The sequence below is a fragment of the Hylemonella gracilis ATCC 19624 genome (genome assembly GCF_000211835.1).
GTDB classification, from domain to species: Bacteria; Pseudomonadota; Gammaproteobacteria; order Burkholderiales; family Burkholderiaceae_C; genus Hylemonella; species Hylemonella gracilis.
The window spans coordinates 34,658-50,993 of sequence record NZ_AEGR01000032.1 but is presented as its reverse complement, the minus strand read 5'-3'; the positions used below and the strand labels follow the sequence as shown (position 1 = coordinate 50,993).

Annotated in this window: 16 protein-coding genes; 8 read left to right on the top strand and 8 right to left on the bottom strand. The window is 65.3% G+C overall.

What is annotated here, in order from left to right; genetic code table 11:
• Window positions 1-105: 105 nt before the first annotated feature.
• Window positions 106-873, top strand: a complete 768-nt coding sequence (locus HGR_RS03005) for a YdcF family protein (protein ID WP_006296602.1) — start codon at window positions 106-108, stop codon at window positions 871-873.
• Between the two features lie 10 nt (window positions 874-883).
• Here the strand turns inward: HGR_RS03005 and HGR_RS03000 are convergent, their stop codons facing one another.
• A complete protein-coding gene (locus HGR_RS03000; RefSeq protein WP_006296600.1) occupies window positions 884-1,327 on the bottom strand; it encodes an acyl-CoA thioesterase in 444 nt (147 codons plus the stop codon).
• 74 nt (window positions 1,328-1,401) lie between these two features.
• Between HGR_RS03000 and HGR_RS02995 the strand changes: the two genes are divergently transcribed.
• The 6 genes from HGR_RS02995 (at window position 1,402) to HGR_RS02970 (ending at window position 7,193) form a co-directional block, all read left to right on the top strand.
• Complete coding sequence (locus HGR_RS02995; protein ID WP_006296599.1) at window positions 1,402-3,297, top strand: ABCB family ABC transporter ATP-binding protein/permease; 1,896 nt, start codon at window positions 1,402-1,404, stop codon at window positions 3,295-3,297.
• 149 nt (window positions 3,298-3,446) lie between these two features.
• Window positions 3,447-4,340, top strand: a complete 894-nt coding sequence (locus tag HGR_RS02990) for an amino acid ABC transporter substrate-binding protein (protein ID WP_006296598.1) — start codon at window positions 3,447-3,449, stop codon at window positions 4,338-4,340.
• A gap of 109 nt (window positions 4,341-4,449) precedes the next feature.
• Window positions 4,450-5,217: an amino acid ABC transporter permease gene (locus tag HGR_RS02985; RefSeq protein ID WP_006296597.1), complete on the top strand. Its 768-nt coding sequence runs from the start codon at window positions 4,450-4,452 to the stop codon at window positions 5,215-5,217.
• Window positions 5,218-5,221: 4 nt separating this feature from the next.
• Window positions 5,222-5,887, top strand: a complete 666-nt coding sequence (locus tag HGR_RS02980; protein ID WP_039852182.1) for an amino acid ABC transporter permease — start codon at window positions 5,222-5,224, stop codon at window positions 5,885-5,887.
• Between the two features lie 39 nt (window positions 5,888-5,926).
• Complete coding sequence (locus tag HGR_RS02975) at window positions 5,927-6,664, top strand: amino acid ABC transporter ATP-binding protein (protein WP_006296595.1); 738 nt, start codon at window positions 5,927-5,929, stop codon at window positions 6,662-6,664.
• 19 nt (window positions 6,665-6,683) lie between these two features.
• Entirely contained in the window at window positions 6,684-7,193 is a 510-nt protein-coding gene (locus tag HGR_RS02970; protein WP_039852167.1) for an ureidoglycolate lyase, read from the top strand.
• A 7-nt stretch (window positions 7,194-7,200) separates the two neighbouring features.
• Here the strand turns inward: HGR_RS02970 and HGR_RS02965 are convergent, their stop codons facing one another.
• Genes HGR_RS02965 through HGR_RS02940 form a run of 6 tightly spaced genes read right to left on the bottom strand, consistent with a single transcriptional unit; the run spans window position 7,201 to window position 13,939 of the window.
• Window positions 7,201-8,388: an amidase gene (locus HGR_RS02965; RefSeq protein WP_006296592.1), complete on the bottom strand. Its 1,188-nt coding sequence runs from the start codon at window positions 8,386-8,388 to the stop codon at window positions 7,201-7,203.
• A 25-nt stretch (window positions 8,389-8,413) separates the two neighbouring features.
• Complete coding sequence (locus HGR_RS02960) at window positions 8,414-9,409, bottom strand: ABC transporter ATP-binding protein (protein WP_006296590.1); 996 nt, start codon at window positions 9,407-9,409, stop codon at window positions 8,414-8,416.
• Window positions 9,410-9,414: 5 nt separating this feature from the next.
• Window positions 9,415-10,458 (bottom strand): ABC transporter ATP-binding protein, encoded by a 1,044-nt coding sequence (locus HGR_RS02955; protein ID WP_006296589.1) that lies wholly within the window; start codon window positions 10,456-10,458, stop codon window positions 9,415-9,417.
• A 4-nt stretch (window positions 10,459-10,462) separates the two neighbouring features.
• Entirely contained in the window at window positions 10,463-11,362 is a 900-nt protein-coding gene (locus HGR_RS02950; RefSeq protein ID WP_006296588.1) for an ABC transporter permease, read from the bottom strand.
• Window positions 11,362-12,312: an ABC transporter permease gene (locus tag HGR_RS02945; protein WP_006296587.1), complete on the bottom strand. Its 951-nt coding sequence runs from the start codon at window positions 12,310-12,312 to the stop codon at window positions 11,362-11,364. Before HGR_RS02945 ends, HGR_RS02950 begins: the two co-directional genes overlap by 1 nt.
• Window positions 12,313-12,328: 16 nt before the next feature.
• A complete protein-coding gene (locus tag HGR_RS02940) occupies window positions 12,329-13,939 on the bottom strand; it encodes an ABC transporter substrate-binding protein (protein WP_050797372.1) in 1,611 nt (536 codons plus the stop codon).
• A gap of 235 nt (window positions 13,940-14,174) precedes the next feature.
• Between HGR_RS02940 and HGR_RS02935 the strand changes: the two genes are divergently transcribed.
• Window positions 14,175-15,434, top strand: coding sequence for a Zn-dependent hydrolase (locus tag HGR_RS02935; RefSeq protein WP_039852162.1), 1,260 nt, complete (start codon window positions 14,175-14,177; stop codon window positions 15,432-15,434).
• Window positions 15,435-15,560: 126 nt separating this feature from the next.
• On the opposite strand, the gene HGR_RS02930 is transcribed toward HGR_RS02935, so the two are convergent.
• Entirely contained in the window at window positions 15,561-16,334 is a 774-nt protein-coding gene (locus tag HGR_RS02930; protein ID WP_006296584.1) for an IclR family transcriptional regulator, read from the bottom strand.
• Between the last annotated feature and the right edge of the window lie 2 nt (window positions 16,335-16,336).

Genomic DNA, 16,336 nt, shown 5'->3' with positions numbered 1-16,336 from the left:
GAGCAGGCCCGGCAGGGCGTTGACGTTTTCGCCGTAGGCAAAAGCGCAAACCGGATTTCAGTAAGGTCTGAATATGGCTGTCCCTAGGGCCGCCACAATGGCCCCATGTTCGTCCTCTCCAAGCTCCTGAACGTTCTCACCCAGCCTTTGGCCTGGGTGGTCGCCTTGCTTTTCGTGGGCTTGCTGCTGCAACGCCGCTGGCGCCGCACGGGGCAGGGCTTGCTGTGGGCGGCTCTCTTGGTATTGCTGCTGCAGGGCTGGGAGCCCTTGCCCGATGCCGTCTTGCGCCAGCTTGAAGCCCAGCAGCCCGCACCTGACCCGCTGGATCTGTCGCGGTACGCCGGTGTCATCGTGCTGGGGGGCAGCACGGAGTCGAGCTACGTCTGGGAAGGGCATGCCCAGCCCGCGCTCAACAGCGCCGCCGAGCGTCTGACCGCGGCTCTGCCGCTCTTGCAGCGTGAGCCACGGCTGGTGTTGCTCTACACGGGGGGCGAGGGCGAGTTGCTGGCCTCTGGCCCAAGTGAGGCAGAGCGTGCGCGCCGCTTCTATGTCGAGCAGGGCGTACCGCCAGCGCGGCTGTTATTGGAGTCCGCCTCGCGCAACACGCACGACAACGCCGTGTTCAGCGCCGCCTTGCCCGGCGTGGACCGCACGCGCCCTTGGTTGCTGATCACCTCGGCGTGGCACATGCCCCGCTCCCTGCGAACCTTTCGCAAGGCCGGTTGGAACGTGACGCCTTGGCCGACCGACTACCGCGCCGGGTTGACCACGCCCTGGCACCAGTACTCCCTGTCACAGGGCGCCGCCAAATGGCAATTGGCCTTGCACGAATTGCTGGGGCTGGCGGCTTACCGACTGAGAGGCTGGCTTTGAGCCTGGTCGGTCATCCGGCTGTCATCGCGGGTCGGTGTGGCACTTCCCGCGGCTTGCCCTGCTCGTCGATGCAGACATAAGTCAAGGTGGCTTCAGTGACCTTGACGAACTGCCCTTGGGCAGGGATGCGCTCGGCAAAAACTTCCACCTTGACGGTCAGTGACGTCCGGCCGATGCGCACCAGCTTGGAGTAGAAGCTCAGCAAATCGCCGACACGCACGGGCTGCTTGAACAGGAACTCATTGACGGCGACGGTGGCCATGCGCCCACCCGCGTAACGAGCCGGTATGACGGAGCCCGCCAAGTCCACCTGGGCCATGACCCAGCCGCCGAAGATGTCGCCGTTGGCGTTGCAGTCCGCGGGCATGGGAATGACCTTGAGCACCAGCTCCTCGTCGGAAGGTGGGGTGGCGGGACCGAGATTGGCGGGGCGGGCAACGGGGGCAAGCGACATGGGGGACAATTCCTGAAAACAATCCGCATACGGCGGACCTCACGAATTGTCTCACTCCCTCCCGGAAATTTCCCATGCGCGGTCATGCTGACCATCCCGCGCGCCGTGCGGGCGCGCTCCTGAATGCCGTGACCACGCCACCTGCCGCGCCCGCTGGCGCGCGACGCTCGGACTGGTCCACCCTGGCCAAGTTGTTCCCCTACCTTTGGCATTACAAATGGCGGGTGCTCGCGGCCCTGGGCTTCATGGTCTGCGCCAAGCTCGCCAACGTGGGGGTGCCGGTGCTCCTTAAGGAATTGGTGGACCGCATGGGCGGCGCCACCGGCATGAGCACTGCGGTGGCGGCGGCGGTGATCGTGCCGGCAGCGCTCTTGCTGGCGTATGGCGCGCTGCGTTTCACGACCTCGCTGTTCACCGAGTTGCGTGAGCTCATCTTCGCCAAGGCGACCGAGGGCGCCGCGCGCAAGCTGTCCTTGCAGGTCTTCGGTCACTTGCATGCGCTGTCCTTGCGCTTCCATCTGGAGCGGCAGACGGGCGGCATGACCCGCGACATCGAGCGTGGCACGCGCGCCGTGAACACGCTCATTTCGTACTCGCTCTACAGCATCCTGCCCACGCTGATCGAGTTCGCCCTGGTGCTGGGCTTGCTCGCGCTCAAGTTCGATCCGATGTTCGTCTGGATCACCTTGACGGCGTTGGTCGCCTACATCGTGTTCACCGTGTCGGTGACCGAGTGGCGTACCCAGTACCGCCGTCGCATGAACGAGATGGACAGCAACGCGCATGGCCGCGCCATCGATTCCCTGCTCAACTACGAGACGGTCAAGTACTTCAACAACGAAGCCTTCGAGGCGCGCCGCTACGACGAGCACCTGGAGCAGTACCGGCGCGCCGCCATCAAGAGCCAGATGACGCTGAGCCTGCTCAACACCGGGCAGCAGCTCATCATTGCCACGGGATTGGTGGCCATGCTCTGGCGCGCCGCGTCCGGCGTGGCCGACGGCCGCATGACGCTGGGCGACCTGGTGATGGTCAACGCCCTGATGATCCAGCTCTACATCCCGCTGAACTTCCTGGGCGTGCTGTACCGTGAAATCAAGCAGAGCCTGGCCGACATCGACAAGATGTTCACCTTGCTGGAGCGTGAGCGTGAAGTGGCGGATGCGTCGGGCGCGGAGGCGCTCGTCTTGCCCGAGCAGGGACCGCCCAACGTGCGCTTCGACGACGTCAGCTTCGCCTACGATCCCGCCCGCCCGATCTTGCAGGGGCTGAGTTTCGAGATTCCGGCGGGCAAGACCGTGGCCGTGGTCGGGCCTTCGGGGGCGGGCAAGTCCACGCTGGCGCGCCTGCTCTACCGCTTCTACGACATCACGGGCGGCAGCATCCGCATCGCGGGGCAGGACATCCGACAGGTGACCCAGGCCAGCCTGCGCCAGGCCATTGGCATCGTGCCGCAGGACACCGTGCTGTTCAATGACACCATCGCTTACAACATCGGCTACGGTCGCACCGAGGACCCTGGTCGTCCTGGCGAGCGGGGCGCCAGCCGCGAGGAAATCGAGGCCGCGGCCCGGGCTGCCCACATCCATGACTTCGTCAGCGCCCAGCCCCTGGGCTACGACACCATGGTGGGCGAACGCGGTCTCAAGCTCTCGGGCGGCGAGAAACAGCGCGTGGCCATCGCGCGCACCTTGCTGAAAAATCCGCCCATTCTGATCTTCGACGAAGCCACCTCTGCCCTGGACAGCGCCAATGAGCGCGCCATTCAGGCTGAACTACAGAGCGTGGCGCGGGGCAAGACCACCTTGGTCATCGCGCACCGGCTCTCGACGGTCGTGGACGCGCACGAAATCCTCGTGCTCGAGCAAGGGCGCATCGTGGAGCGCGGACCGCACGCGGTCTTGTTGGAGAAGAACGGCGCCTATGCGCGCATGTGGGCCCTGCAGCAAAGCGTTTCGGACGCTGCGTGAGTGGTGAGGGCCGCTGGGGCCATAATCCGCTCCCGGTTTTCCCGTAATGGAGACCCGGGTACGGTTTTTGCTCACCTTTTTGCTAGATACTTCGCCGTCCGAATTTTTCCATCCCGGATTCATCCGAACTCATTCAAGGAGCTCTACACATGAAGAAGCATTTGCTGGTTTCCGCCTTTGCCGTGGCGCTGGCGACCCTGGCGGCAGGCGTGCAAGCCCAGGCCAACGACACCCTGGCCAAGATCAAGTCCTCCGGCAAGGTCGTGATGGGCGTGCGTGAATCGTCCCCGCCCCTGTCCTATACCCTGGGTGATGGCAAGTACACCGGCTACCACGTCGAGCTGTGCCAGAACATCCTGAAGTCCATCGCCCCCGGTGCGGCCGTCGAATACACGCCCGTGACCTCCGCCAACCGTATCCCGCTGGTGCAAAACGGCACCGTGGACATCGAATGCGGCTCCACCACCAACAACGCCACCCGCCAGAAGGACGTGAGCTTCGCGCTGACGACCTACGTGACGGAAGTGCGCACCGCCGTCAAGTCCACCTCCAAGATCAAGTCCATCGCTGACCTGGAAGGCAAGACCGTCGCCACCACCACGGGCACCACCTCCGTGGCCCTGCTGCGCAAGCACAAGCGCGGCGCCGACATCAAGTTCACCGAGGTCTACGGCAAGGACCACGCCGACAGCTTCCTGCTGCTCGAGTCGGGCCGCGCCGACGCTTTCGTGATGGACGACAACCTCCTGGCGGGCCTGATCGCCGGCTCCAAGAACCCGAAGGACTTCGTCATCGTTGGCGAAACGCTGAATGTCGAGCCCATCGCCATCATGGTGCGCAAGGATGACCCGGCCTTCAAGAAGGCCGTGGACGACTACATCCGCGCCGCGATCAAGTCGGGTGAGTTGAACAAGCTCTACACCAAGTGGTTCCTGAGCCCGATTCCGCCGAAGAACACCAGCGTGAACCTGGCCATGGGCTCGGTGCTCGCAGGTCTGATGAAGAACCCGTCCGACGCTCCGGCCGAGGAATTCAACAAGTAAGCAGCACCTCTGAACGCCCGCCGCAGGAATGGCCGAGATGCGAGTCCCGGCGATTCGCCCGGCGGGCGTTTTCACAAGAGCCGATTGAAACCCTAGCGAGAGTAATTACATGGCACTGGACTGGTCGATCTTCTGTGCTGACACCATCGAGCGGCAGGTGCAGGCCAACTGCCTGGGCTTTGGCCGCGACCAGACCTACCTGGGCTGGCTGATCGAGGCTTGGGGGCAGACCGTGCTAGTCGCCGTGCTCTCGCTGTGCGTCGCCTTGGTCATCGGGACCGTGATTGGCGTGCTGCGCACCTTGCCCAATAACGTGCATGGCCATCCGTCCCGCTTGGCCCGATTGGCGAACGTTTGGGTGGAGTTCTTCCGCAACATCCCGCTGTTGGTGCAGGTCATCCTCTGGTACCACGTGGTGCCCGTGGTGTTCCCAGTGTTCGCCGACACGCCCAAGCTGCTGCTGGTGGTCATGGGCCTGGGATTCTTCACTTCCTCGCGCATCGCCGAGCAGGTGCGCACGGGCATACAGGCCCTGCCGCGTGGCCAGCGATACGCGGGCATGGCCTTGGGTTTTTCGACCTGGCAGACCTACCGCTACGTCCTGCTGCCCATGGCGTTTCGCATCATCGTGCCCCCGCTGACCAGCGAGAGCATGAACATCTTCAAGAATTCTTCCGTGGCGTTCGCCGTTTCCATCACCGAGCTGACTTTCTTCGCCCAGCAGGCGGGCGAGGAGACCTCACGCGGCATCGAGGTGTACTTGGCTGTCACCTTGCTGTACGTGATCTCCGCCTTCGCCATCAACCGCATCATGGCTGCGATCGAGAAGCGCGTGCGCGTGCCCGGTTTTGTCGCCTCCACCGGCGGAGGACACTGACATGATGGTTCTGGATTTTTCCTTCTTCACTTGGGACGTCTTCCGTTCCTATGTCCTGGGTGGCCTCTGGTTCAGCCTGGCCCTGACCGTGATTGCCACGCTGGGCGGCATCTTCTTTGGCACGCTGCTGGCGCTGATGCGCTTGTCCGGCATCAAATCGCTGGAAATGGTCGCCGCCGTCTACGTCAACGGCATGCGGTCCATTCCGCTGCTGATGGTGCTGCTGTGGTTCTTCCTGCTGGTGCCCCTGGTCACTGGGCACCCTATCGGTGCCGAGGGCTCTGCGGTCATCACCTTCATCGCCTTCGAGGCCGCCTACTTCAGCGAAATCATGCGCGCGGGCATCCAGTCCATTCCGCGTGGCCAGGTCTTCGCCGGCTACGCCATGGGGATGAGCTACGCGCAGAACATGAAGTTCGTGATCCTGCCCCAGGCCTTCCGCAACATGCTGCCGGTGCTGATGACGCAGACCATCATCCTGTTTCAGGACACCTCCCTGGTCTACATCATCACCGCGCATGACCTGCTGCACGGCTTCACCGTGGCGGGCAACAACTTGAGCCACCCGCGCGAGGCCTACATCCTGGCCGCGCTGCTTTATTTCGTGATCTGCTACAGCCTGTCCAATGCGGTCAAGCGTCTGCAGCAGAAGATCGCCATCATTCGCTAAACACAGTTTCGTCGGAGTTTTTCATCCATGTCCCAGCCCATGATCGAAATCAAGGAAGTGTCCAAGTGGTACGGCCCGGTGCAGGTGCTCAACCATTGCTCGGTCAGCATCAACAAGGGTGACGTGGTCGTGGTGTGCGGTCCCTCGGGCTCCGGCAAGTCCACGCTGATCAAGACCGTGAACGCGCTCGAGCCCTTCCAGCAGGGCGAAATCTTCGTGGACGGCGTGCCGCTGCACGACCCCAAGACCAACCTGCCGAAGCTGCGCAGCCGTGTCGGCATGGTGTTCCAGCACTTTGAGCTGTTCCCGCATTTGTCGGTGACGGAAAACCTGACCATCGCGCAGGTGAAGGTGCTGGGCCGCAGCTTGGACGAAGCCAAGGCCCGCGGCCTGAAGATGCTGGACCGCGTGGGCCTGATGGCGCACAAGGACAAGTTCCCGGGCCAGCTCTCCGGCGGCCAGCAACAGCGCGTTGCGATCGCGCGTGCGCTGTCCATGGACCCGATCGTCATGCTGTTCGACGAGCCGACCTCGGCGCTGGACCCCGAGATGGTGGGCGAGGTGCTGGACGTGATGGTCAATCTCGCCAAGGAAGGCATGACCATGATGGTGGTCACGCATGAAATGGGCTTCGCCCGCAAGGTCGCCAGCCGTGTGATCTTCATCGACGTTGGCGGCCGCATCCTGGAAGATTGTTCCAAGGACGACTTCTTCGGCAACCTTGAGGCGCGTCAGCCGCGCACCAAGGACTTCCTCAACAAGATCCTGGCGCACTGAGTTCTGGGTGCACTGACGCTTGAAACCGGTTCCGCTGAGCCCCTTGCCTCTGACGGCGCCGGCCTTCGAGCCCTTTGGTGTTGTGATCCAGCCACCGGGCGGACCGGGCCGGGTCATCAATGCCGGCAGCGCGCGACGCTTCGAGCTCGCGCCTGACCTGCAACTGCACGCGCTGGACGGTCGGGCGTCCCTGTCCCTGTTCCGTGCCCAGGCCCGTTCATTTCCGCAGACGCTCACGGTGCTGGAACGCCACGCCTTGGGCAGTCAGAGTTTCATTCCGCTCGGTGTGCGACGCTTCGTGATCGTCGTCGCCACCGCGGGCGCGTTCCCTCGCGCGCAAGACCTGCGTGCCTTCGTCACGGATGGGATGCAGGGTGTCATGCTGGCGCCCGGTGTCTGGCACCACGCGCTGCTGGCGGTGGACGCTGGTGATTTCGCGGTCATCGAGCGCGCGGCCGACGCTGTGGACTGCGAGGAGTCCACCTTGCCGCAGCCCGTGCTGCTCAGCCTGGACTTGCCGTCCCGCTAGAGTCGGTTCAACGCGCCCCGCTGGCGATGCGTTCGGCCAGCGCGATGAGCGCACGGTCACTGCCCGCAGGCCCCAACAACGACAAGCCCAGCGGCGCCCCCTCGCGTTGCGCCAGCGGCATCGAGAGTTGGGGAAAGCCTGCGAGGCCGGCAATGCACAGCATCTGGATGGCGCGGTTGCGGTAGTCCTCCAGCGCCGATTCGGAGGTGCTGCGCAGCGGCGCGATGTCGGGCATGGTGGGCATCAGCAGCACGGCATCGTTGCCCAGCAGTTGCGTCAGGTGCTGGCGGAAACGCGTGCGGAAGGTGGTGGCGGCCTGCACCTGCGCGTCCGTCACTTCGCGCGCCCAGGCAAAACGTTCCGCCACGCCCGGGCCCAGCGGCGGTGCGTAACGTTCGATCAGCGGGCCGTCGGTCGTCCAGGCTTCACGGCCCTGGATGTGGCGAAAGCTCCAGTACATGGCGTCAAAACTGTCCAGCACGGCGTGGACAGGGCTGCACGTACCGAGCAGTGTCTCCACGCGCTGCACGGCGGGGCTGAGCGCGGCGGTGACTTCCGGTACCAGCAAGGCCCAAACATCGGTGGGCCTGAGCAGGCGCACACGCGCCGGCAGCGGCTGCGGGTCGGTATCCAGCAGCACGTCGGCCACGCGTGCGAAGGTCATCACGTCGCGCGCGAACCAGCCGCAGGTGTCCTGGCTGGGCGCGAGGTCCAGCGCGCCCTCCAGGCTGACGCGGCCATGCGTGGGGCGGATGCCGTACAGGCCACAGTGGTTGGCCGGTGCGCGCACCGAGCCGCCGGTGTCGGTGCCCAGCGCGAAGTCGCACAGCCGCGATGAGACCGCCGAGGCCGAGCCCGAGGAGGAGCCTCCGGTGATGCGATCCGGTGCCGCGCCATTGATCGGCGCGCCGAAATGGGCGTTGTTGCCGTTCATCGAGAACGCGAGCTCGTCGGTGACGGTCTTGCCCGCGAAGCGCGCGCCCGCGTCCAGCAACTTCTGCACCGTGGGCGCAGTCCGGGTTTTGAGGCCCGACAGGGCCAGCACGATGGGGTTGCCGCCGCCCGTGGGATACCCGGCCACGTCGAACAAATCCTTGACGCCGAAGGACAGGCCGGCCAGCGGGCCAGTGGATGCGTGGGCGACGGGAACGTCGGGGTAGGGGACAAAAGCGTGAGACGGGTCGTTCAGGGGCATGGCCGGGGTTGTCGGAAAAAAACGGTCAGGAAATCTCGTGCAGGCGCAGGCAGCGCACGCGGTGGCCGGGGCTGGGCTCTTCGACGGGCGGCAATTGGGAACGGCAGGTCTCGGTGGCGTGCGCGCAGCGTTCGGCGAAGGCGCAACCGGGCGGCGGCGCGCTCAGGTCGGGTGGGGCTCCGGGGATGGTCTGCAACGCCACGCCCTTTTGCATCGCGCCATGCGCGCGTCCCTGCAGCAGGGCGCGGGTGTAGGGGTGGCGCGGCGTGCGGATCAACTCCCGCGCCGTTCCTTCCTCGACGATGCGCCCCGCGTACATCACGGCGATGCGGTCGGCCACCTCGACAGCAGCGCCGATGTCGTGCGTGACGAAGATGATGGACAGGCCCAGCTCGCGTTGCAGCTCGCGCAGCAGCAGCAGAATCTGGATCTGCACCGTGGCATCCAGGGCCGTGGTGGGCTCGTCGGCCAGCAGCAGTTGCGGTTCGCAGGCCAGGGCCAGGGCGATCATGGCGCGCTGGCGCATGCCGCCGGACATTTCATGCGGGTAGGCCGCCAGACGCCGTTCCGGGCTGGGGATGCGCACGCGTTCGAACAGCGCCAGCGCCCGCTGACGGGCGGTCGCGGCGTCAACCCCATCGTGTCGGCGGATCGACTCGACGATCTGGGCGCCCACCGAGTACACCGGGTCCAGGGCCAGCAGCGGTTCCTGGAAGATCATGGAGACCACTTTGCCCCGGTAGTCCGCCAGCGCGCGACCCGACATCGCCAGCACGTCACGGCCAGCCACGCGCACTTCGCCGGCCAGGGTGGTGCGGCGCTCGGGGTGCAGGCGCAGCAAGGTGCGCAGGGTCACGCTCTTGCCCGAGCCGGATTCACCGATCAGCGCCAGCACTTCGCCGCGCCGCAGGTCCAGGCTGACGCCGCTGACGGCGCGCACAGGCTTGCGGCCGCCGGTGAAGGTCACGCCCAGGTCGCGCAGGCGGACCAGTGGCTCGTCGGTGGCGTTGGTGTGGATCATGTTGCTCAGGCGGCTTGCGTCAAGGCGAGGGGATGGCCGCTGCCGGTCTCGTGGATCAGGCAACTGACGCGCTGCAGGGGCGAGACGGGTCTGAGCTGCGGCGCGCGCTCGGCGCATACCGGCGCCGCCTGAGGGCAACGTGGATGAAAGCGGCAGCCGCTCGGCGGGTTGATGGGGTTGGGCGGGTCGCCGGCCAGGGGCGCCGTTTCGGTGCGGTGGTCCGGGTCCATGGCGGGCATGGACGAAAGCAGCGCCCGGGTGTAGGGGTGCGCCGCTTGCTCGTAGAGCCGGTCGGCCGCGCCGATCTCGGCCACCTGGCCGAGGTACATCACCATGACGCGGTCGCTGATGTAGCGCACCACATGGAGGTCATGGCTGATGAAAAGGTAGGTCAGGCCAAACTCGGCCTTGAGGTCCTGCAGCAGGTTGATGACCTGGGCTTCCACCGACTTGTCCAGCGCCGATACGGCCTCGTCGAGGATGACCATGCGCGGCTGCAGCGCCAGCGCGCGGGCGATGTTGACCCGCTGACGCTGGCCCCCCGAGAGTTCGTGCGGGTAACGTTCGGCGAAACGGCTCGGCTCCAGGCCGACCCGCGCCAGCAAGTCGCGCGCGCGCGCCACGGATTGCCGGGCGTCCAGGCCATGCACCTGGGGACCGAAGGCGATCGAGTCCTCGATGGTCAGGCGCGGGTTGAGCGAGGCGTAGCTGTCCTGGAACACCATCTGCACCTGGCGGCGGAACTCCTTCAGCGGCAGATCCCGTGTGCCAACCACGCGGCCATCGAACACGACCTCGCCGGCGGTGGGCGCGATCAGTTGCATCATCAGCCGTGCCGTGGTGGACTTGCCGCAGCCCGATTCACCGACCACGCCCAGGGTCTCGCCCTTGAGGACCTCGAAGTCGATGCCATCGACGGCACGCACCAGGCCACCACCACCGCCGAGGGGGCCCTTCTTGAGCGGAAAGTGTTTCTGCAGGCCGCGGATGGTGAGCAGCGGTTGCGCGGGACCGCCCACGTCGGCCAGGGGAGTCAGCAACTCGGTCACGGTGTCACCCCTTGTTGTCCATGGCCGCGCGCAGGCCGTCGGACAGCAGGTTGAAGGAGATCGAGGTGATGAAGATCATCACGCCCGGCAAGGCGGCCACCAGCGGTTGGGTGTAGATGGCCGTGCGCAAGGTGTTGAGCATGAGGCCCCATTCGGGTTCGGGCGGCTTGACGCCCAGGCCGAGGAAGGACAGACCCGAGGCCAGGATCATCGAGACCGCGACCAGGCTGGTGGCGTAAACGAAGATGGGGCCCAGCACATTGCCCAGCACATGCACGCGCACGATGGTGAAGGCGTTCGCACCCGAGGCTCGGGCGGCCTCCACGTAGTCGCGCCCCCGCACCTGGGTGGTCACTGCCTCGGCCACCCGCGCGATCTGCGGGATGAAGACGATGGTCAGGGAAATCAGGGAGTTCAGGATGCCCGCTCCCAGGGTGCCCGACAGCGCGATGGCCAGCAACACCGACGGGAACGCGTAGAAAACGTCCACCGTGCGCATGATGGCGGTGTTGGCGAAACCGCCCGCGTAACCCGCGACGATGCCCAGGGTGGCGCCGATCAGGAAAGCGCAGATCACCGGGGTGATGCCCATGAACAGCGACAGCCGGGTGCCCACGATCAGGCGCGACAACAGGTCACGCCCCAGTTCGTCACTGCCCAGCGGAAAGCCTTCGGTCCCGACGGGGCGCAGGCGCTTGAGCATCGAGGCGGCGTAAGGGTCGGCTGGCGCAATCCAGGGGCCGAAGAGGGCGATCAAGACCAGCAGCAGCACCACGATGGCCGCGCCGACGGCGACCGGGTCGCGCCGGAAACGCCGCGCGACCGAGGTCCAGTAGCCAGGTGAGCGGCTGGCGGGTAAGGACCCCGTGCCGGGAGACGCCAAGGTGGGGCTCTGTGCGTTCATCAGCGTGCGATGCGGGGATCCAGCAGCGTTTGCAGCATGTCCACCAGCAGGTTGAGGATGACAAAGAACAGGGCCAGCACGAGGATGGTGCCTTGCAGCAGGGGCAGGTCGCGCTGGAAGATGGCCGAGTTGAGCAAGAAGCCCGTGCCTGGCCAGGAAAAGACGGTCTCGATCAGGATGGAGCCGCCCAGCAGATAGCCCAGTTGCAGGCCCATCACCGCCAGCGCGGTGGGGGCGGCGTTCTTGACGACGTGGCGGAAGATGCCGAACTGGGTCAAGCCCTTGGCGCGCAGGCCGACGATGAACTCCTGCTCCAACAGTTCGGCCACCAGCGCGCGCACCGTGCGCGCGATGATGCCCATGGGGATGACCGACATGGTCAACGCCGGCAGCAGCATGAACTGGATGTGCTCCCAGTCCCAGGCCCATTGGTCCGAACCGCTGGTGCCGGCGCCCGTGGCTGGCAGCCACATCAGCAGGCTGGAGAACACGATCACCATCACCATGCCCAGCCAGTAATGGGGCACGCTCACGCCCAGCACCGACAGCAGCGAAGCGGCGCGGTCCAGCAGGGAGTTGCGGAAATACCCGGCGACGAAACCGAACAGGCCACCCAGCAGGAAACCGATCAGCGTGGCCACCATGGCCAGCCGCAGCGTGTTGGTCACCGCGCGCAACACCTCATCGATCACCGGACGGCTGCTGGCGATGGAGGTGCCCAGATCGCCATGCAGCGCGCGCCAGATCCAGAGTCCGAACTGCTCCGGTAGGGAGCGGTTGAATCCGTACAACTCGCGCAATTGCGCCTGCAACTCCGCCGATGCATCGGGCGGCAGGATGGAGACCAAGGGGTCGCCAGGCGCCAGATGCACCAGGGTGAAGCAGACCAGCGCCACGCCCAGCATGATGGGCAGGGTGTAGAGAACGCGCTTGAGCAGGTAGGCCAGCATGAAAGGCGCCGCGCGATCAGTCGATGGTCATCGTGGCGATGTCGATGAACCAGCTGCGCGGCTGCACCACGTTCTTCACCTTGGCCGACATGGCGCGTGGACCGACGTCGTGGGCGATGTAGATGAAGGGCGGGTCTTCGACCATGTGGGCGTGCAGCTTGGCCAAGGCCGCGTCACGCGCCTTGTCGTCGAAGCTGTTGCGGGCATCCGCCACCAGCTTGTCCACCTCGGGGCTGCCGTAGTAGCCCCAGTTGTTGGAGACGGGCGGGAACGCCTTGGTCGAGACGAAGCGCACCATCGCGAAGAAGGGGTCCATCGCGGCGAAGCTGATGTTCACGGCGTTGGCGCCGTTGGCCGAGGGGTCCTTCGCACCCTTGCGCCAATTGGTGAACAAGGTGTTCCATTCGATGACGTCGAATTCCACGTCGAAATAGCACTGCTTGAGGGATTGCTGCACGAACTCGTTCATGGGCAGCGGTTGCATCTGGCCTGAGCCGGAGGCGGAGATTTGCACCTTGACCTTGAGCGGCTTCGCCGCGCTGTGACCGGCCTGGGTCATGAGGGCCTGGGCACCCTTGACGTCGTACTTGATGTCGAACTTCGGGTTGCCCCACCACGGGTGTCCAGGAGGCACCACGCCCTTGGGTTCAGCCATCATGCCGCCCAGCAGTTGCTTGAGGCCGGCGCGGTCCACGCACAGATTGGCGGCCTGGCGCACACGCTTGTCCAGCCAGGGCGAACCTTCGGCGAAGGAGAGCTGCCAGGGCCAGACATGGGGCTGGGCGTTGCTGTAGATCTTGAAGCCACGCTGGGTGATTTGGGCCATGGCGTCCGGTGCGGGGGCCTCGATCCAATCCACTTGACCGCCCAGCAGCGCCGCCGTGCGCGCGTTGGCCTCGGGCATGGGCATCAGCACGACCTTGTCGATCTTGGGGGTGCGCTTGGGATCCCAGTAGCCCTTGTTCGCCGCCAGTTCCAGGCGCTCTCTCGCGACGAAGCGCGTGACCTTGAAGGGACCCGAACCTGCCGGGTCGGCGGCAAAGGCGGTCCAGGCAGCCTTGGACTTGTCGGCCGGCGTCGCTCCCTGGGCGGCATCGAATTTCTTTTGCCAGTGGGCGGGCGAGGCCATGAACAGATTGGTCAGGTTCAGCGGCAGGAAAGCGTCCGGTTCGCTGGTGGTCAGCTCCACGGTCAGGTCATTGACCTTGCGCGCGCTGCGCAGCGTGGGCATGCGCGAGGCCGTCACGCCGACTTGGCTGGCGTCGAAATGAACGGCTTCCTTGTCGAGCACCTTCTGCACGTTCCAGACCACGGCATCGGCGTTGAACGGCGAGCCATCGTGGAACTTGACGCCGCCGCGCAGGTTGAACGTCCACTTGGTCTTGTCTTTCTGGTCGACCGCCCAGGAGGTCGCCAAGCCGGGCAGCAGCACGCTCGGTGCGTCGGACTTGGACAGATCCCATTGCGTCAGCGCGTCATAGATCGGGATGCCGGTGAAACGATTGCCCTCGAAACCCTGGTCAGGTTGCCCAAGCGTGCGCGGGATATCCGCGGCCGTCATCGCTATGCGCAACACTTTCTCCTGAGCCTGGGCTGGGCTGTGCAGCAAAGACAGAGCTGCGCTCATGACCAGGCCCAGCGAGGCCAGGCGCGCGGCGGAAGGGATAAGACTCATGCGACCTCCAGAAGTCAGCGGGTTGAGGGGTGCTGACACCGGATGCAAAGCGCATGCCAAAACCGGTCCATGAAAATCGATTATCGATACCAATGGTCAATTTATCGATAGTTGGCACGCTATTCGCATGCGGCCATCTGAAAACAATTCCGTCGGTTCTCGTGCACTGCACGCCCTTGTTACCACCATGAATTCCGTCACCGCTGTCACACTCCCTCGCATCAATCCAGATCGCCTTTGGTCGTCCCTGATGGACCTGGCGCGCATCGGCGCCACGCCCCGTGGGGGTGTGCGCCGATTGGCTTTGACGGACGAAGACCGTCAGGGGCGTGACCAAGTCGTGCGTTGGTTCCGTGAAGCTGGCTTGGAGGTCCGAGTTGACGAGGTCGGCAATGTGTTTGGCCGCCGCGCCGGGGTGGATCCCAGTGCGCCCGCGGTCGCGACCGGTAGTCACATCGACACTCAGCCCTCGGGCGGCAAATTCGACGGCAATTACGGGGTGCTGGCGGGACTGGAAGTCGTGCGCACACTGAACGATCACGGGCTCCGCACCCGTGCCCCGCTGGAAGTCGTGTTCTGGACGAACGAGGAGGGCTCGCGTTTCACACCCGTCATGATGGGTTCGGGCGCCTTCGCGGGACTGTTCACCCCGGAGTTCATCCGCGAGCGGGCAGACATCGAGGGCAAGACGGTGGGGAATGAGCTGACGCGCATTGGCTACCGGGGACCGCAGCCCTGCGGACAAGTTCCTGGCGGCGGCATGTACGCCGCCTATTTCGAGGCGCACATCGAGCAAGGTCCCGTGCTCGAAGACGCGGATCTTCCCATCGGCATCGTGACGGGCGCCTTGGGCCAGCAGTGGTACGACGTCGTGGTGACCGGACAGGATGCTCATGCGGGCCCCACGCCGATGGCGCTGCGGCGCGACGCAATGCTGGCCGCCGCCCGCATGATCGACGCGGTCAACCGCATCGCGCTCGCGGAAGCGCCGCATGGGCGCGGCACCGTGGGTTTCATCCAGGCCGAACCGAATTCACGCAATGTGATTCCGGGTCGTGTCCGGTTCTCGGTGGATTTCCGCAACTTGACGCAGGCTGGCTTGGACCGCATGGATGCCAGCATGCGTGAAGCGTTCGCAATGGCCGCCGCCCAGTGCCAATGCGAGGTCGACATCGCGCAGGTCACCAAATTCAAACCCTGTGCGTTCCACCCCGACTGCGTGGACAGCGTGCGGGATGCGGCGCGTGCCTTGAACCTGCCGCACATGGACGTCGTCAGTGGCGCTGGACACGACGCAGTCTATCTGAACGCGGTGGCGCCTTCGGGCATGATTTTCGTGCCCTGCAAGGATGGCATCAGTCACAACGAAATCGAGGATGCTCAGCCCGAGCACCTGGCCGCCGGTGCCGATGTGCTTTTGCGGGCCATGCTGGCGCACGCCAGCTGAGCCGCGCACCCCCGAGGGCGAACTGGGCGCATGCATAGCCCACGCCCACGCCCACGCCCAGGCCATCGCGCCACGCGGTGTGCGTGTCGCCGCGCGTGCGTGCGAAAGTGCGAAAGAGCGCGGGGCTCAATCAGCGATCGACTGCGAGATCGCGCGGGCGCACTCGATCACCATCGGGGCCAACCGGTTCTGCGCTTCCTCCAGCGTCCAACGGCTCGTGGGAGGAGAGAGGTGGACGGCCGCGATGGCGCGTCCCGAGCTGTTGACCACGGGCGCGGCGATGCCCATGTCACCGAGGAACAGCTCCTGATGGTTGATGGCGTAGCCGGTTTTGCGGCACTGCGCGATCTGGTCCAGGATGGCGTTCACGCCGGTCAGCGTGTTCGGCGTGCGTGCAGGTCGAGGTGCGCTGCCCAACAAGCTGCGCGCCTGTGCATCCGGCAAGGTGCTGAGCCAGGCACGGCCCGAGCTGGTGCAGTACATCGGGATGCGCATGCCAACGGGGGTGAGCACCGGGATGTGCTGGGTGGTCAGGAATTGGGCGATGTAGACCATGTCGGTCTCGACAGCCTCCGTCAGGCTGGCCGTTTCGCCGCTGGACTGGGCCAGTTGGGACAAATAGGGGTGTGCCACGCGAATGAGCGGGTGTGCGGCCAGATAGTTGAAGCCGATGTCGATCACTTTGGGCAGCAACTGGAAGCGTCGTGTCTGTGGGTGCTTGCCCACGTAACCCAAAGCCTGCAAGGTGTGCACGGTGCGTTGGGCTGAACCCTTGCTCATGCCGGTCAGTTCCGCCAACTCGCCCAATGTCAGCGTGCGGTGCGCTGCATTGAAAGCACGCAGCACGGCCAGCCCTTTTTCCAATGATTGATTGAACAAGGGATCGTTGGGAGTGGGCATGG

What these genes read in the sequence shown, in the direction of transcription:
- HGR_RS02985 (WP_006296597.1), top strand. Translation starts at nt 4,450, where the DNA reads ATGGCACTGGACTGGTCGATCTTCTGTGCTGACACCATCGAGCGGCAG.
- HGR_RS02930 (WP_006296584.1), bottom strand. Translation starts at nt 16,334, where the DNA reads ATGCCCACTCCCAACGATCCCTTGTTCAATCAATCATTGGAAAAAGGG.
- HGR_RS03000 (WP_006296600.1), bottom strand. Translation starts at nt 1,327, where the DNA reads ATGTCGCTTGCCCCCGTTGCCCGCCCCGCCAATCTCGGTCCCGCCACC.
- HGR_RS03005 (WP_006296602.1), top strand. Translation starts at nt 106, where the DNA reads ATGTTCGTCCTCTCCAAGCTCCTGAACGTTCTCACCCAGCCTTTGGCC.
- HGR_RS02945 (WP_006296587.1), bottom strand. Translation starts at nt 12,312, where the DNA reads ATGCTGGCCTACCTGCTCAAGCGCGTTCTCTACACCCTGCCCATCATG.
- HGR_RS02940 (WP_050797372.1), bottom strand. Translation starts at nt 13,939, where the DNA reads ATGAGCGCAGCTCTGTCTTTGCTGCACAGCCCAGCCCAGGCTCAGGAG.
- HGR_RS02935 (WP_039852162.1), top strand. Translation starts at nt 14,175, where the DNA reads ATGAATTCCGTCACCGCTGTCACACTCCCTCGCATCAATCCAGATCGC.
- HGR_RS02995 (WP_006296599.1), top strand. Translation starts at nt 1,402, where the DNA reads ATGCGCGGTCATGCTGACCATCCCGCGCGCCGTGCGGGCGCGCTCCTG.
- HGR_RS02990 (WP_006296598.1), top strand. Translation starts at nt 3,447, where the DNA reads ATGAAGAAGCATTTGCTGGTTTCCGCCTTTGCCGTGGCGCTGGCGACC.
- HGR_RS02980 (WP_039852182.1), top strand. Translation starts at nt 5,222, where the DNA reads ATGGTTCTGGATTTTTCCTTCTTCACTTGGGACGTCTTCCGTTCCTAT.
- HGR_RS02960 (WP_006296590.1), bottom strand. Translation starts at nt 9,409, where the DNA reads ATGATCCACACCAACGCCACCGACGAGCCACTGGTCCGCCTGCGCGAC.
- HGR_RS02975 (WP_006296595.1), top strand. Translation starts at nt 5,927, where the DNA reads ATGATCGAAATCAAGGAAGTGTCCAAGTGGTACGGCCCGGTGCAGGTG.
- HGR_RS02965 (WP_006296592.1), bottom strand. Translation starts at nt 8,388, where the DNA reads ATGCCCCTGAACGACCCGTCTCACGCTTTTGTCCCCTACCCCGACGTT.
- HGR_RS02950 (WP_006296588.1), bottom strand. Translation starts at nt 11,362, where the DNA reads ATGAACGCACAGAGCCCCACCTTGGCGTCTCCCGGCACGGGGTCCTTA.